This window comes from Paenibacillus thalictri (genome assembly GCF_004307995.1).
Taxonomy (GTDB): domain Bacteria; phylum Bacillota; class Bacilli; order Paenibacillales; family NBRC-103111; genus Paenibacillus_AF; species Paenibacillus_AF thalictri.
Genome location: NZ_SIRE01000022.1, coordinates 1 through 15,747, shown reverse-complemented (window position 1 = coordinate 15,747; position 15,747 = coordinate 1). Strand labels below are relative to the sequence as shown.

17 protein-coding genes, 2 tRNA genes, 1 pseudogene and 1 riboswitch are annotated in these 15,747 nt (G+C 50.3%); of the genes and pseudogenes, 8 read left to right on the top strand and 12 right to left on the bottom strand.

Annotated elements, in window-relative coordinates; genetic code table 11:
* Positions 1–42: 42 nt before the first annotated feature.
* The 4 genes from prmC to EYB31_RS27325 all read right to left on the bottom strand — a co-directional run bounded on the left by prmC (position 43) and on the right by EYB31_RS27325 (position 4,410).
* Positions 43–1,092 (bottom strand): peptide chain release factor N(5)-glutamine methyltransferase, encoded by a 1,050-nt coding sequence (gene prmC, locus EYB31_RS27340; protein WP_131016657.1) that lies wholly within the window; start codon positions 1,090–1,092, stop codon positions 43–45.
* On the bottom strand, positions 1,089–2,171 hold the full coding sequence (prfA, locus tag EYB31_RS27335) for a peptide chain release factor 1 (protein WP_131016656.1): 1,083 nt from the start codon (positions 2,169–2,171) through the stop codon (positions 1,089–1,091). The genes prmC and prfA overlap by 4 nt, the downstream gene beginning before the upstream one ends.
* 165 nt (positions 2,172–2,336) lie before the next feature.
* Positions 2,337–3,437 (bottom strand): redox-regulated ATPase YchF, encoded by a 1,101-nt coding sequence (ychF, locus tag EYB31_RS27330; protein ID WP_131016655.1) that lies wholly within the window; start codon positions 3,435–3,437, stop codon positions 2,337–2,339.
* A gap of 256 nt (positions 3,438–3,693) precedes the next feature.
* A complete protein-coding gene (locus tag EYB31_RS27325) occupies positions 3,694–4,410 on the bottom strand; it encodes a flagellar brake protein (protein ID WP_240762916.1) in 717 nt (238 codons plus the stop codon).
* Positions 4,411–4,508: 98 nt separating this feature from the next.
* Positions 4,509–4,602: riboswitch (cyclic di-GMP riboswitch) on the bottom strand.
* A 344-nt stretch (positions 4,603–4,946) separates the two neighbouring features.
* On the opposite strand from EYB31_RS27325, the gene tadA reads away from it, so the two are divergent.
* On the top strand, positions 4,947–5,444 hold the full coding sequence (gene tadA, locus EYB31_RS27320) for a tRNA adenosine(34) deaminase TadA (RefSeq protein WP_420819478.1): 498 nt from the start codon (positions 4,947–4,949) through the stop codon (positions 5,442–5,444).
* Positions 5,441–6,628 (top strand): MalY/PatB family protein, encoded by a 1,188-nt coding sequence (locus EYB31_RS27315; protein ID WP_131016653.1) that lies wholly within the window; start codon positions 5,441–5,443, stop codon positions 6,626–6,628. Before tadA ends, EYB31_RS27315 begins: the two co-directional genes overlap by 4 nt.
* A 181-nt stretch (positions 6,629–6,809) precedes the next feature.
* Here the strand turns inward: EYB31_RS27315 and EYB31_RS27310 are convergent, their stop codons facing one another.
* The 5 genes from EYB31_RS27310 to EYB31_RS27290 form a co-directional block, all read right to left on the bottom strand.
* On the bottom strand, positions 6,810–7,484 hold the full coding sequence (locus tag EYB31_RS27310) for a LiaF transmembrane domain-containing protein (RefSeq protein WP_131016652.1): 675 nt from the start codon (positions 7,482–7,484) through the stop codon (positions 6,810–6,812).
* Positions 7,481–8,650 (bottom strand): hypothetical protein, encoded by a 1,170-nt coding sequence (locus tag EYB31_RS27305; RefSeq protein ID WP_131016651.1) that lies wholly within the window; start codon positions 8,648–8,650, stop codon positions 7,481–7,483. The genes EYB31_RS27310 and EYB31_RS27305 overlap by 4 nt, the downstream gene beginning before the upstream one ends.
* Positions 8,647–9,168 (bottom strand): hypothetical protein, encoded by a 522-nt coding sequence (locus EYB31_RS27300; protein ID WP_131016650.1) that lies wholly within the window; start codon positions 9,166–9,168, stop codon positions 8,647–8,649. Before EYB31_RS27300 ends, EYB31_RS27305 begins: the two co-directional genes overlap by 4 nt.
* A complete protein-coding gene (locus EYB31_RS27295) occupies positions 9,165–9,656 on the bottom strand; it encodes an RNA polymerase sigma factor (RefSeq protein WP_240762912.1) in 492 nt (163 codons plus the stop codon). The genes EYB31_RS27300 and EYB31_RS27295 overlap by 4 nt, the downstream gene beginning before the upstream one ends.
* A gap of 413 nt (positions 9,657–10,069) precedes the next feature.
* On the bottom strand, positions 10,070–11,011 hold the full coding sequence (locus EYB31_RS27290) for a fumarylacetoacetate hydrolase family protein (protein WP_131016648.1): 942 nt from the start codon (positions 11,009–11,011) through the stop codon (positions 10,070–10,072).
* 329 nt (positions 11,012–11,340) lie between these two features.
* Between EYB31_RS27290 and EYB31_RS27285 the strand changes: the two genes are divergently transcribed.
* From EYB31_RS27285 to EYB31_RS27260, 6 genes are all read left to right on the top strand, one after another.
* On the top strand, positions 11,341–11,712 hold the full coding sequence (locus EYB31_RS27285) for a cupin domain-containing protein (RefSeq protein ID WP_206105505.1): 372 nt from the start codon (positions 11,341–11,343) through the stop codon (positions 11,710–11,712).
* A gap of 49 nt (positions 11,713–11,761) precedes the next feature.
* Positions 11,762–12,157 carry a RidA family protein gene (locus EYB31_RS27280; RefSeq protein WP_131016646.1) on the top strand — a complete coding sequence of 132 codons (396 nt, stop codon included), beginning with the start codon at positions 11,762–11,764 and terminating at the stop codon, positions 12,155–12,157.
* Between the two features lie 16 nt (positions 12,158–12,173).
* Entirely contained in the window at positions 12,174–13,502 is a 1,329-nt protein-coding gene (locus EYB31_RS27275) for a short-chain fatty acid transporter (protein WP_131016645.1), read from the top strand.
* A 181-nt stretch (positions 13,503–13,683) separates the two neighbouring features.
* On the top strand, positions 13,684–14,343 hold the full coding sequence (locus tag EYB31_RS27270; protein WP_131016644.1) for a GntR family transcriptional regulator: 660 nt from the start codon (positions 13,684–13,686) through the stop codon (positions 14,341–14,343).
* 89 nt (positions 14,344–14,432) lie between these two features.
* Positions 14,433–14,509 (top strand) — tRNA-Arg (locus tag EYB31_RS27265).
* An 18-nt stretch (positions 14,510–14,527) separates the two neighbouring features.
* Positions 14,528–14,601, top strand: a tRNA-Pro gene (locus EYB31_RS27260).
* A 300-nt stretch (positions 14,602–14,901) separates the two neighbouring features.
* Here EYB31_RS27260 and EYB31_RS27255 read toward each other — a convergent pair.
* From EYB31_RS27255 to EYB31_RS27245, 3 genes and pseudogenes are all read right to left on the bottom strand, one after another.
* Positions 14,902–15,156, bottom strand: a complete 255-nt coding sequence (locus tag EYB31_RS27255; protein ID WP_165452651.1) for a hypothetical protein — start codon at positions 15,154–15,156, stop codon at positions 14,902–14,904.
* A gap of 29 nt (positions 15,157–15,185) precedes the next feature.
* Positions 15,186–15,467, bottom strand: coding sequence for a hypothetical protein (locus EYB31_RS27250; protein ID WP_131016642.1), 282 nt, complete (start codon positions 15,465–15,467; stop codon positions 15,186–15,188).
* A gap of 122 nt (positions 15,468–15,589) precedes the next feature.
* Positions 15,590–15,747: pseudogene (locus EYB31_RS27245) on the bottom strand (IS5-like element ISLpl3 family transposase); the annotation flags it as partial.

The window sequence follows — 15,747 nt, the reverse complement described above, 5'->3', positions numbered from 1 at the left end:
TCAGTATCGACCGATGCGGAAAGGGTTAAACCTATGAACCTATCATTTTTTTTCGGCTGTTTTGCGAATTGCTAGAACGTGCCGTTCGATCCCAGCCAAATCCGGGATGATCGTCAATTCATCCCAATCCGCGATCCGCCCCAGCATCGCGGCAACTTCGCGCGCCTGCCCGGCGCCGACCTCGAAGCCGACAAGCTGCGGCATCGCGGGCAGCTGAGGCAGCTGCTCGGCCAGCCGGCGGTACGGCTCCAAGCCGCTCTCGCCGCCGACGAGCGCCGTGACCGGCTCGTACAGCCGCACCTCCGGCTGCAGCGCAGGCAGCTCATCCGCCGCAATGTACGGCGGATTGGACACCACCGCGTGGAGGGCAACCTGCCGTTCGATGAACGGCAGCAACAGGTCGCCCTCCACGAAGCCGATTCGCGCCGCTACGCCATGGCGCGCTGCATTGCGCCGCGCGACCGCCAGCGCGGCGGCGGAGATGTCCGAGCTGAGCAGCTGCCAGCTCGGGCATTGCGCCGCCGCGGCGACGGCGATTGCGCCGCTGCCCGTGCCGACGTCGGCGACCAGCGGCGCGCCGGCAGGCCACAGCCCGCGCCCGACTCGGACGACCGCCTCGACGAGCAGCTCCGTCTCGGGGCGCGGAATCAGCACCGCCGGCGTGACCTCGAACGGGAGCCCGTAGAACTCCTGCTCCCCGGTAATATACTGCACCGGCTCACCGGCCGCCTTGCGATGCAGCAGCTCGTCCCACGCCTCTTCCTTCCCGGCCGGAAACGGTTCGCTCCAACGGAAGAACAACCCGGTGCGGTCCACGCCGAGCAGATGCTGCAGCAGCAGCTCCGCATTGCTGGCGGCTTCCCCTATATCACAAGATTGTAAAAAAGAAGAAGCCTTAACAAAGGCTTCTCGTATCGTTGCCGGCCGCTGGCCGAAGCCGGACAAGCCGTTATCCCGCCGCACGGCTTGCGGCGCGCTTGCCTCCGAACCTTCGCGGGGCTCCGCTTGGTTCGCTAGCGCATCCGCGGAAGCAGCCGGCTTCACGAAGCGCTCTCCGCCGGCTGCGTCACGGTTGTTGTCCGGCGTCGTCATACGGCTTGATCTCCCCGATCCTCGCCAAGACCTTCGGTTTGCGCCGCAATGGTCAGCGAACCGATAATTTCATCCATATCTCCGTTCAAGACGGACTCCAACCGATGCAGCGTTAAGCCGATACGGTGATCCGTTACCCGGCTTTGCGGGAAATTGTACGTACGGATCCGTTCGCTGCGGTCGCCTGTGCCCACCTTGCTTTTCCGCTCTCCGGCGTACTTGGCCTGTTCTTCCTGCAGCTGCTTCTCGTAAATCCGCGCGCGCAGCACCTGGAGCGCCTTGTCTTTATTCGAGTTCTGCGATTTGCCGTCCTGGCAAGTAGCTACGATGCCGGTTGGAACATGCGTTACACGCACCGCCGACTTCGTCGTGTTGACGGACTGGCCGCCTGCTCCGCTGGAGCAGAACGTATCAACGCGGATATCGTTATCGTTGATTTCGATTTCCACTTCTTCCGCTTCCGGCATAACGACAACCGTCGAAGTCGACGTATGAATACGCCCGCCGGATTCCGTTACCGGTATGCGCTGCACCCGGTGCGCCCCGCTCTCGTATTTCAGCTTGCTGAACGCCCCTTTTCCGGAAATCATAAACACGATTTCTTTAAAACCGCCCAAATCGTTCACGTTGGAATCGAGCACTTCGGTTCTCCAGCCCTGCGTATCGGCATATTTGGTGTACATCCGGTACAAATCGGCCGCAAACAACGCCGCTTCGTCTCCGCCGGCTGCGCCGCGGATTTCCACAATCACGTTTTTATCGTCGTTAGGGTCTTTGGGCAGCATCAGAATTTGCAGACGGTCTTCCAGCTCCTGCTTACGATCGGTCAACTCGTCAAGCTCCATCTTGACCAAATCGCGCATCTCGTCATCGAGCTTTTCATTCAGCATTTCGCGTGCGGCTTCATGCTGCTCGACTACACTTTTATATTCGGTGTAAGCCTCATATGCTTCCTGAAGATCGGATTGCTCCTTGGAATACTCTCTTAGCCGTTTCGGATCATTGCCCACATCCGGGTCGCACAACAGCTCGCTCAGCTTCTCGTACCGGTCGGCCAATGCTTGTAATTTATCAAACAACGTGTTCACCTCCTAAAAGTTTTTTCGCTGTAAAACTTGCTTCGCAAGCATTCGCTAAGAGTTTATTTTGCAAAACCCGCTTAAACTAATCTTTTTGTGCGGTAGAAATTCTTGTCGTATTCCTCGCCGCTTGCGATGTATAACATGCTTTACGGTCCGCTTTAGCTAAACGTTAAAGCGGAAGTGCATGACATCGCCGTCCTGCACCGTATATTCCTTGCCTTCCAGACGGAGCAGCCCTTTCTCTTTGGCCGCATTCATCGAACCGCTGCCGATCAGATCGTCATATCCGACCACTTCCGCACGGATAAAGCCGCGTTCGAAATCGGTGTGAATGACGCCCGCCGCCTGCGGCGCTTTCATTCCTCTGCGAATCGTCCAAGCGCGAACTTCCTGTACCCCGGCCGTAAAATACGTGTACAGCCCAAGCAGCTTATAAGCGGCGCGAATCAGCCGATTCAACCCGGATTCCTGAAGCCCCAGCTCCTCCAGGAACATCTCTTTGTCCTCGCCCTCAAGCTCGGCGATTTCCGATTCCACCTTGGCGCTGATCGCAACAACTTCGGCGCCCTCGCGCTCCGCAAATTCGCGCACTTTTTGCACATATGGGTTGGCGGAAGCATCCGCAGCTTCCTGTTCGCTGACATTGGCCGCGTACAGCACCGGTTTCATCGTAATCAGGTGAAGGTCGCGAACCAGCAGCTTCTCTTCATCGCTCAGCTCTACGCTGCGCGCCGGCTGGTCATTATATAACGCTTCTTTCAACCGTTCGAGGCACTCGACTTCTTGAGCATATTTTTTGTCGCCGCCCTTCATATTTTTCCGGGAGCGGTCGATTCTTTTTTCCACAGATTCCACGTCCGTCAAAATCAGCTCCATATTGATCGTTTCAATATCGCTAATCGGATCGATTTTACCGGATACGTGGGTAATATTCTCGTCTTGAAAACAACGCACAACGTGCACAATGGCGTCCACCTCGCGGATATGCGCCAAAAATTTATTGCCAAGGCCTTCGCCTTTGCTTGCCCCTTTGACCAGACCGGCAATATCGACAAACTCAAACGCCGTCGGCACAATGCGGTTGGGCGTTACGATGTCGGCCAGCTTTTGCAGCCTTTCGTCAGGCACCTCTACGACACCTACGTTGGGATCAATCGTACAAAATGGATAGTTGGCCGATTCTGCCCCGGCCTGCGTGATCGCGTTAAAAAGTGTCGATTTTCCCACGTTAGGAAGACCGACGATGCCACAAGAAAGACTCATATAACTAAACAGCTCCTTAATATCATAAATACGTTCAACGGCGCGCATATGACATAACATGCAGACGCCGCAATGTCAACAGGCCACTCATCGTCTAAAATCATATTATATCGCAAGCGTGCCGTAAAGTCATCTAAGCGGAAAATGAATGCCGCATTCCCGATTAAAGGCAAAAAACCGGAAACTGACGGCCTTATGGCCTGCTCCGGCGTTTTTCATGACGAACGGCCGCTTGGGAACGCAAGCCATTCCTCAGTTATTTGAACTTCCGTTTGAAATCTTCATCTTTCTTCCGCGTAAAGTAATTTTCCACTTGCTTTTTAAGCACAAAGGCTCTTAACGAGTTTGCCTTTTGATCAAGCAGCTCCACATACCTTGCACCGTAATACACGCCGTTTTCCCCGGGCTCCTTGCGCATGATCTCGGCCGTGCAGGAGATCGGCGTTCCAAGATCCATCTCCAGCTCCACGTGCATTGTTTTTATTAAGGGAAACTCTTCTTTTATTGTAAAACCGACGCCGCTCAAGCTGATATTATTAATGACCAAGGCGGTCTCCGCCACATGCTCTTCATTATTTCCGCCGCCGGCAAGGGTTCTAACCCGCCCGTCCTGCAGCACTTGGATGCGCGGATGCTCGCGTTTCTCCGCAAAATGTTTTTGCATGCTGGGAGGGTTGATCACAATCAGCGAACCGTCGTGCCGTGCAACCAACGTGGAATCAAATACATAAACGCCGCCGGGAGAGTAGACGGTAAGCTTGACTTGATCGCCAAGCTGAAATTTTGTGAAGTCGGTAATTTCGATTTCAATAATATCTCCTTCGGCATAGGACAAAATACCTGTTGAAACGAAGTCCTTCTTCTCCACAACGGTGCGGCTGTTGAGCAGTATTCCTGATGGGCTCTTATACTTTTCCGCCCGGAAATCAAACTGCGTTTTTTTCGCTGCTGCTCGCATCGACGACATCATCATATGCCACCTCTCCCTGAAAATTATACAAAAAAAGCTGCCCTGTGATTTACCAGAGACAGCCAGTCACCTCAACAAAACGGGAGAAGAGAGCGGATGTATTCGGCAACCAGGCTGTCATAGTTTCGGCTGGCCGAAACGTTAGACCCTTTAGCTTTGCGTCCTTGCTTTTCAGCAAGTTTGCCATTATCGACACCACGAAAAATCGATGACCGAAGCCCTTGGGCTGGAGCGCTTGATAGTGTCAAGATGAGCCCGCTCTGCAGCCAACGAGGACCTTCTCAACTTCAGATTTGACTAAAGTATATCTAGTCACAGAGCCGTTTTCAATAGTTTTCAGCGTATTTTCTGAAAATTTTCATAAGTTTTCAAAGTGTAACCGATTACTTTCTGCGCTTGCGATTTTACTCACAAGTTCATACAATGAATGTGAATAAAGTTTTAGTTATCCACAATCTTATCCACAGCATGTTAACAACGAATAAGTGTTCGATTTTTATTATCCACAATGATGAGTTTGGGGTGCCGTTTTGGAACATATCGATCATGAACATTACATGAGGGAAGCGATCCTCGAAGCACGGCTCGCCGAGCAGAAAGGTGAGGTTCCGATCGGGGCTGTTATCGTATGGAACGGACAAATCATCGGCCGCGGCCATAATTTGCGTGAATCCGCCGCAGATCCGCTTGCCCACGCAGAACTGATCGCGATTCGCGAGGCAAGCGAGCATCTGCAAGCCTGGCGGCTGACCGGCTGCACGCTGTATGTGACTTTGGAGCCGTGCCCCATGTGTGCAGGAGCCATTGTGCAAGCGCGCATCGATCAAGTTGTATACGGCACGGCGGATCCGAAAGCCGGCTGTGCCGGAACGCTGATGAATCTGCTTCAGGAGGAGCGTTTTAATCACCGGACAGCGGTAACCAGCGGTATTCTGCAAGAAGAATGCGGATCCATGCTGACCCAGTTCTTCCGCCGTCTTCGCGGCAAATCAAACGATATTAGCACAACCACCGAGAAGGGAGCATGTTCCTTATGAAATACGATTTTGACCGCGTCATTGAACGCAAAGGTACTAACAGCAGCAAATGGGATCAGTTGGAGAAATTGTTCGGCGCGCCGGATGTACTTCCGATGTGGGTTGCCGATATGGATTTTGAAGCTCCGCCCGAAGTGGTGGAAGCTCTGGAGAAACGGGCCAACCACGGCATATTCGGCTATACGGTCCGGCCGCAATCTTATTATGACGCCTACATGCAATGGCAAAAAGACAGACATGGCTGGAAGATCGAGCAGGAATGGATCTGCACGTGTCCCGGTGTTGTGACCGCGATCAGCATGATCATCGATGTACTGACCGCTCCTGGAGACCGGATTATGGTTCAGGTTCCCGTTTATCATCCCTTTTATGACATGATTGCCTTAAACGGCAGAGAAATTGTCAGGAACCCGCTTCGTCTGGAGAACGGCCGATATACGATGGACTTCGAGCTGATCGAACGGCAGTTTGCCGAAGACCAGGTTAAGGCGCTGCTGCTTTGCAATCCCCACAACCCGGTGGGGAGAGTGTGGACAAGTGAGGAATTAACGCGCCTCAGCGAGCTGTGCATAAAGTACAACATTATGGTTTTCTCGGACGAAATTCACAAGGACATTGTGTATAAGGGGCATAACCATATTCCGATTGCCTCCCTGTCGGAAATATCCGCGCAACAAACCGTCACGTTCACAGCTCCCAGCAAAACGTTTAACATCGCCGGCCTGCAATCATCCACGCTGATCATTCCCAATAAGGAATGGCGTCAGAAGTATATCCGCAAACAGAAAACGCTGGCGCTGGACATGGAGAACTGCTTCGCCGCAGTCGCCGCGGAATGCTGCTATACGTCGGGAGGACCGTGGCTTGACGCGCTGCTTGCATATTTGGAGGAAAACAGAGATACGGTGCTGCGGTTTGTCGAGCAAGAACTGCCTGAGGTGACGGCTTTTCGTTCGGAAGGGACTTATCTGGTATGGATGGACTGCCGGAATATTTCGCCGAGCGGCGCCGAACTGAAAAAGCTGATGTTCCGTGAAGCCGGTGTCGCCTTCAGCGAAGGCTCGGGTTTCGGCAAAGAAGGCGAAGGGTTCGTACGGGTCAATATCGGCTGCCCTCGTCCGTTATTGCTTGAGGGATTGCAGCGGTTTGCCGATGCAGTGCACCGGCGCAGACCACAGCAGTAGCCCTGCGCGGCGGGGGCAGAGTCCCCGCATGTGCTTGTCTTTAATAAACAAACCTTGACCTACGATAAAAGGCTTCACCAAAATAAAAAAAGGCTGCCCGAAAGTGAAGTGCCTCAATGTTAGTAATCCCCTAACATGGGGGCGCAGTTCACTTTCGGTTCAGCCTCTTTTTGCCGTTACACTATGGCTTGATGATCTGGCCGTTATAACCTCTTAGCTCTACCTGCTTATCCTGAGGCAGAACGGCGGTGACCTCCATATGGCGGTAAGACGATTTCCATCCCCTCTCTGCAGGGAGCGGCTTCAACTGCACATACATCGTATCGCCCACCGTCCGCACGGTGCAATAATCATCCGAATTCGCGGGAGCTGCAGTCCCCTCGGTTTCCGACAGTGCCGTTTGTATGCGGTATGTGCCAAATACGTTAAGCGCAGGCTGTTCGCTTTTATCGATTTTCACCGCTTCGCCCGACGTCTGCACGATAATCCGCTTGACGGTCTGCGGGATCTCCTGACTGATCGCAGGCAAATCCCCGCTCCGCTCCACCGTATGCAGCGCTGACCGGACTTCCGAAACAACGCCAAGAGATGTCAGAAAGGCAAAACCCAAGCTCCCCAAGCACAACACGCCAACGAAAAAAATGCTGAGGATGTCGTAATAAATCACCTGGTTTTCTTTCCTGGAGAAGATGAGATATCCGATAATTTCAAGACCAAGCAAGATCAGAATGACCGGCCACCAAACCGCAAGCGCGTCAAACGCCTGAAGCCCCTCCCACTGCGAAGCAAATAACAGCGCCCCGAGCAGAACCAAGGTTAGCCCCATGGATAAGGTACCGACTCTCCACTTCTTCATTCGCTTCCCCTCCCGCGATGTTTATTGCTTCCGAGCAGCAGCTTGATCCCGCCGCCAATCAGCAGCACGGAAACGATGAACGTTTGGAAATATTTGTGGAACCAGAACGAAATGTTCTGCTTGGGCAGCAGCTTCTCGATAATGCCCAACAGCGCCTCGTCCAGCAAATAATACGCCCCCAAAGCAAGCAGCACGATGCCAACCCACTTCTGATGATTCACGAACCAATCGACTACCGGGGTATCCTTTAATTCCTCACGGCCCACCTTGGACGCCATCTGCAGCGCATCAAAAAAGCTGTAAAACCAGATGATCGGAATCATAAACAAAAACAGCGATAAATGCAGCACATCCAATATATAGATGCCGAGCAAAAATGCAGCCATCAATTGCAAACCGCGGCGCTGCAGCCCCAGATACATATGCCCCGCACCCGGGAATACCGACAAAATGGTAGCTACCATTTTATTTTTGCGGCCGTCCGCACGGCTTTCTTGAAAATCTTCAAAGATACTGCGATCGACAAGCTCTTCTCCCCTCATCTTGCGGGCCAGAAGCTGCAGCGCATCAAACAAACCGTACAGCCAAATAATCGGCAGCGCCCCCAAAAAGACGAGAAACTTGCCTGAGCTGAGCAAGAAGCAAACAAACAACACCATTACCATCGTGCCGAAATATCCGGTCAGAAAAATCAATCCGCGCTGCATCAAGCCAAGCTGAAAATGACCCAGACCCGGGATAAACGACAGCAGGATAATGCGAAGTCGCTGCAGTTCATACGGCATGCCGAGCATGCGCTGCTCTCGCTCGTGAACATAAGGCTCGGAAGCGGTGTCGTAGCCGTACTCCATGCTTGGATGCGGCTGCGCAAACGACTCGCCGTACATGGACCGGACACCCACGGCCTGCTCTCTTTTGTCGCGCAGCAGCGTTATGATCATATCCAGCACATTAATCGCCGCTACGGCGAATGCCACAAATAAACAGAATAATAGCATTTCCTTAGGAAAGCGGCTGCGGCTAATTACGGAGACAAAAATAATAAACAGCGGGCCAAAAAATCCGCCGGCGTACAAAAAAGCGCGGATCGGACGGTTTAAATACAGATGTCCCGCTCCGGGAATAAATGATAGCAGAAATGCGGTCACCGGGCTTTTCGGACTCATGGGCGCGTTCCCCCTTTTTCTTTGTTATGAAGCGTATCCAACACTTGCAGCGTTTTTTCCATCAGCTTGTCGGAAACGGACCTCTCCTGTATTGCGATTGAACCGGCTGCGGCGTCGATACGTCCGGTTTCGGCTACAAACTGTTCGAATATGCCTGTGCTCATCAGCAGCAAGGTGATCGCGGCGGCAATGGCATAATGAAACGCAGGGTGATGAATGAGTCGGCGGCGTCTTGGACCGGGAGTGGATAACTTCGACGCTTCCGATACCCCGGAAGGAATCTCGAACGTCGGAAGCGAACGTATCGTCTGCATCACCTGCTGATCCAGATGTTTGTATTCCCGTTCTTGGGTCTGCTCCGTATCCATCGGAAGAGGGTGTTCGTCCAAGCAGTTCATATATAAGCTCAAGCATTCATCGCAACCGTATAAATGGCTTTCCATCAAGTCCCGCTCCGCTGCGGACCCGATTCCTTGAACATACTCGATCCATTGTTCCATTGAATAATGGCGGCTCATTTGAACTCTTCCTCCTTCCAGGTTTTACGGATCCATTGCTTGGCCCGGTACAGCTTAACCTCTACCGTTTTCACGGCAACCCCAAACTCAGCGGCGATTTCCTGATAGCTTTTATCCTCGATATAGAAGGCGTGTACGACATCACGATAATTAGGCGGCATCTCCCGAATGCGATGACGGATCTGCTCCCGGCTGTATTCGCGCATATATCGGGCTTCGGGGGAGTTGATCTCGGTTGATTCCATCATTTCCATCGCCTCTTCGGGTTGATCGAACACCAGTTCCACCCTATGTTCCCGCGCTCTTTTATAATCAATCGCTTTATTGACCGCTATGCGGGTCATCCATGTTTTGAAGCCCTCGAATTTGTACTGGGGGAGAGAAACGTACAGCTTCACGAGCGCTTCCTGCGTGACATCCTCCGCATCTTTCGGGTGGCCTAACACGGAATATACGACCTTATACATATAATTGCGGTATTTTTCCATGAGCAGCCGGAATGCTTCGCGGTCGCCAGCGACAATGCTGCGGATAATTTCGTCGTCCTGAATGTTTCTCCCTCCCCTCTATAAGTAATAGACGGATAAAGATAAGCCTGCCCCTACAGTTTTCTTCAAAAAATATAAAATTGAACACTGAAAACAGAATTACTCAAAGCAACTCTATACCAATAAGGTAGCGAACGCCACTGTTTCAGGCACCTTATATCCAGGCAATCCTCAGATCCTTGTCAAAAAGCGATTAAAAAAAACTTCTGATCGAAGCCCTTTCGGTGAAGTACACTCGTGTCCTAGCAGAAGTTTTTCTTTACTCTATAAAAAAGGGACAGTCCCCAGCCATGAGAATATGGCGGAGCCTGTCCCTCTTAACTTGCATGTTTATAAACAGATCTTGTTCCCGATTAGTCGTTGATCCGCACTGCCCGATTTTCCAACATGCCGATATGTTCGATTTCGATGCGCACCAAATCTCCGTCCTGCAAATAAGCCGGCGGAATCATTGCTGTTCCGACGCCTCCAGGCGTCCCTGTAAGAATCATATCACCCGGCTCCAAAGTAATGACGCGAGAAATATATTCGATCAGGAACGGTACAGTAAATACTAGATTCCCTGTATTGGAATGCTGCCGGCGTTCTCCGTTGACATAAAGCGAAATTCCCAGCGCTGCCGGGTCCGCAATCTCATCCGGCGTAACCAGCCAAGGTCCGATGGCTGCGCTGCCGTCTGCATTTTTTCCGAAAAACCATTGAGTGGTCTGGCGCTGCAAATCACGATACGAAATATCATTGGCAATCGTATAGCCGGCCACATGCTCCAAAGCATCCTGCTGCGAAACGTTTTTCGCTCGTTTCCCGATAATAAAGGCAAATTCCGCCTCGTAATCGATCTCTGCGGATACCGGGTTTAAAGGAATATCGTCGTGTGGCCCGATCAACGTGCTGCTGAATTTGGAAAACAACACCGGATGCGTCGGAATTTCCCGCTTCATTTCCAAAATATGCTCGCGGTAATTGTGTCCGACACAGATGATTTTCCCGGGATTGGCAAGCGGTGTTTCCAAGCGGACTGTGGAAAGCGGCAGCATCATTCCTTGAACTTCCGTGTTTTCGCGAGATTGGACAAACTCCAATGCTTCCTGGGCAGCATTAAGACTGGTCGGACCGCCCTCCAGAAACTCCAGCATATTGGAAGGTACTACGGCCTCAGCCAGCTGATCCGCCCGCCGCTCTCCCTTGGAAAGCAGCAGCTGCCGAAACGCTTCATTTAAGTCGATAACAGCTTGGCTCTGTACAAGTGCCCCGATGCGGTGGCGATTTTCTTGACGGTAAGTAACCAGTTTCACGTGAAACACTCCTCGTAAAATTATCTTGGCAATTATCATATATTATATATAATATATTTTAAAGCGCAACCTGCTTTCCTTATTTAGCGCTCTATTCACTGTATGCTGCTATTTTACAATGGAAATCGAGTCGTTATTTAAGCTGAGCCTCATTTTTCCAAGCCCAAATTGCATATTGACATCATATATCATATATTATATATTTTACTCATCAATCACTTATGAGACATCAGCTCTCATTGGGATGAAGACGTTGTCTCTTGGTAAATACTTTTGTTGTGAGGATTTTTCGATAACAGAAAAAGGAGCAGATGAACATGATCGAAAATATGCGCGAACTGTTGCTTCACGCAGATGAGATGGAATGGACAGACAAATCGTTGGAAGGCCTTTCGGAGAAATTGCTTTGGAGAAACGAAGAAACCGGCGCCACTATCGCCTTAATCCGGTTCCGCAAAGGCGCGGGCATCCCTATCAAGCATACCCATGCCTCTAACCAGTTTATGTACATGCTGTCCGGATTGTATTCTTACCCTGATACGGGAATGCTGCTGCGCCCGGGATCTTTTTACTTGAACGAAAAAGGCAATGCCCACGGCCCCACTGTCGCTTTAGAGGAAACGGTTTTTGTTGAATACTATGACGGCCCTCATTATCCCGAACGCCCTAGCTTTTACGACAACGACGAAGACGCCCGCTGATAACACTGAGTTAATTCCCAAAAAAACTAAACAACAGGAGAGAAACAACATGGAAAAACGCGAACTGGTAAGCAGCGAATTGAGCACACCGCTTGGTGTCTACTCGCAAGCAACGGAAGTGACGAACTTTAATAAAATGGTTTTTGTATCCGGTTTCACATCACGTGATAACGACGGAGGAGTTATTGGCAAGGGTGATATTGTACTGCAAACGGAAACGATCCTGCAAAATATGCAGCATGTCCTGGCGGAGTCCGGCGGAACGCTGGCGGATGTGGTCAAGCTTACCGTTTTTATCCGGGACATGGAAATGTTTAAAGAGATTCACGACGTAAGAAGAAAGTACTTTCAGAAGCCTTATCCAGCCGCCTCCATGGTAGAAGTATCCCGACTTGTGGATCCGGATCACTTAATTGAAATCGAAGCTATCGCAGTCATCGGATAAAAAGTAGGGGGATTGTATGAAACAGCTATCCAGTTTCTTCACACAAGTCTGTCAAAGATTTTTACCCGACCCATTTGTATTCGCCATCATTCTTACATTAGGCATCTTTATTTCAGGTATCGTCTTTACCGGGCATACGCCGGTTCAAATGGTCGGGTATTGGGGCAACGGATTTTGGAATCTGCTGAGCTTCGCCATGCAAATGAGCTTAATTCTCGTTACCGGACATGCGATAGCAAGCGCCCCTTTCATGCAGAAGTGGCTCCCCCGGCTGGCGGGTATCGCCAAAACTCCGAAGCAAGGCGTTATGCTGGTCACCTTCTTATCGGCTATCGCCAGCACGGTCAACTGGGGCTTCGGCGCCGTATTCGGCGCTTTGTTCGCCAAGGTTGTTGCACAGCGCATTAAAGGCAGCGATTACCGCCTGCTGATTGCCAGCTCCTACATCGGCATGATCACATGGGGCGGCGGACTGTCGGGAACGATTCCGCTGCTGGCGGCAACGCCCGGCAACCCGATGGAGAAAGCGTTTGGGCTCATCCCTATTCAGCAAACGTTGTTCAGCAACTACAACATTTTTATCACCATAGCACTTATTTTAATTTTGCCGATTGCCAACCGGTTTATGATGCCCAAACCGGGCGATATTGTAGAAATCGACAGCAAGCTGCTTGAAAGCGATATATCGGTAGGTTCACACGGTGGAGCCGCGACAGTGGAACGCACTTTCGCCGTTCGCGTGGAAAACAGCAAAATTTTAACGTATCTGATCGTGATCATCGGATATGCTTATGTTATTTATTCATGGGTGACTCAAGGCTTCAAAGTAGACATCAACACCGTTAATCTGATCTCGTTTATTACCGGTCTGCTGCTACACGGTTCGCCGATGGCTTACATGCGAGCGATTACAGGAGCCGCCAAAGGCACCGCCGCGATTATGGTTCAGTTCCCATTCTACGCGGGCATGCAGGGCATGATGGACTTGTCCGGTCTGGGTACCGCTATCACTCATGGCCTTGTGTCCATCTCGACAAGAGAGACACTCCCGCTTTTTGCTTTCTTAAGCTCCGGCATCGTCAACTTCTTTATCCCGTCGGCCGGCGGCCACTGGGTCATCCAAGGTCCGGTTATTCTGGGCGCGGCGCATACGCTTGGCGCTTCACCGGGGCTTGCGGCGATGGCGATCGGCTACGGCGAATGCTGGATGAACATGGCGCAGCCGTTCTGGGCATTGCCTGCTCTAGCGATAGCAGGACTGGGCGTGCGCGATATTATGGGCTACTGTATCACAACACTGTTTGTATCCGGGGTTATTTTTATAGCCGGCATCATGTTATTTTAAATACGACCCGAAACATCCGTTCTGAGTTTTCTCAGCGGATGTTTTGTTCTAACTAGGCTTTCAGTTGCAGAAATGAATAATTGCTGCGAATCTGGTATTATTTACTTATAGATCTTTTGTTCGGTACGGAGACGCAACCTCCCTGCTATATAGATGGAGAAGCGGGTTTAAGGAGAGATGCATGTTGAAAGGTTTTCAAACAAAAAGAGATATGGTTTATTCCCGCATGAAAGAATCCATTCTTTCAGGTAAGCTCCGCCCTGGGGACCGCTTGAATATCGGGGTGTTAGCAAAGGAATTCAGCATCAGTGAAATACCGGTCCGCGAAGCGATTCAAGTGCTGGAAAGCGAGCATCTGATCAAAATCATTCCGCACACCGGCGCCATTGTCGCCCCTGTTTCAACGGATGAGCTGCATGAGATTTACGAGCTAAGAATGTACTTTGAGGCGCTGGCCACTTTTCTGGCGACTCCGTTCCTGACACAGGACGATTTTAATGAGCTGGACAAAAACGTAAAAAAACAGCGGTTTTGCGTGGAGTACAATGAGCTAGAGGAATTCGGCGAGTTGAATTTAGCCTTTCACCAGTTGATTTACAATAAAAACCCCAATAAACGGCTTAACAGCTTTATTCTGAATTTATGGGAGAACTCCAAGCGCTATAAAACCGTTTTTACCGACAACCTGGAGTTTACAAAAGGTTCTTTGGAGGAACATGTTCAATTGGTGCAAATACTGAAGGAACAGGATGCCAAACAAGCGGAACTGACGATGAAACGGCATCTGATGAGAGCCACGGTTGAGATTAAACGGAAATGGAAAAATATCGATACACCGTAAGTTCCCCTTTCTTGAATGTATTGAGCCGGGCGCTTTTCAGCGATGCTATTGCAGACCTGTTTGAGCCATGCTATAATAGATATCGCTGCGCGCCCGTAGCTCAGCAGGATAGAGCGACAGTTTCCTAAACTGCAGGTCGTACGTTCGAATCGTATCGGGCGCGCCATGTAGTCCTTCGTAGCGCCGAGACGTGGCTCAGCTTGGTAGAGCGCTTGGTTCGGGACCAAGAGGTCGCAGGTTCAAATCCTGTCGTCTCGATACTAGTAAAATCAAAGGATTGCGGTCATTGGACCGCAATTTTTTTTGTGCCTAAAACCGCAAATGTAATCCTGCTTCTCTCTTAACGTTAAAGCTTCAAAGTGTTTGTACCTTTGCATTTTTGAAAGATTCATGATTAAGTCCTCCTGGATATAGTTTCTTTTGAAAAACAAAAAGAAGCCGAGTGCCATAAAATTAGTGGCACTCGGCTTCTGCCTGATAGGCAGGACTACCTGTCAGCATAGGTATTATGATTATGATATATACTTGAATTTAGTTAATTTACTGTGTTTTACTTTACTATTTCATTCCTGGGGCTTTAATACCCTTTACAACAATTGAATCGTCCTTAAAATCGTAGCTGTAGTAAACCCTATGGCCTTGCACAAAAATCCGCCGTGTATTGGCCCATGGTCCCTTTTCGTACTCTTTATAACCCTCGAAAGGAGTTACTGCGCTTAGACGCTCCTGCATCGCTTTAATCAATTGAATTTGAAACTGTACTGTCTCCTCACCGGAAAAATGGATACTTTGTATATTTGCAATTCGCTTCAAGACACTTCCGGTTATCGTGACTTTACGCATTATTTTGAATGGTGCTCCCTGATATATCGAATGGCTTCTTCAGTCGTATAAACTCTGCTAGCCTTTATGTCCTCTTCCGATTCAAGCAACATTTGTTTCAATTCCGGGTCGGCTTCAATTTCTGCCGAAATGTCATCCGAATGGAACGAGTCGGCATGGAGTACCGTCAATCTTACTTCCGTTCCGTACACATCGGCAACAACATCACTTTCACTATGAAGCAGCTTCCAGAGCGCTTCTTGAGTTTGATTATCCAAGGTTACTCTTTTCACTTGAGACATCTTGATCAACTCCTTATAAATCATATTATACACCAATTACCGATTTCAGGATACCGCCTTGCTCTATGTAGTAACCATGTAGTAACGACGATACAATATAATAAATCATCGCAGCACCAAATGAGAAATATAGCCCAAGAATGAAGCACAGATAACGCTATGAATGACTTGGCTAACTTGTCGTAACGAGTAGCCACACGGCGAAAGTGCTTGATTTTATTGAAGAAGCACTCCACCAAGTGCCGTTCTTTATAGCGATACCCATCCACTTTCCATGGAT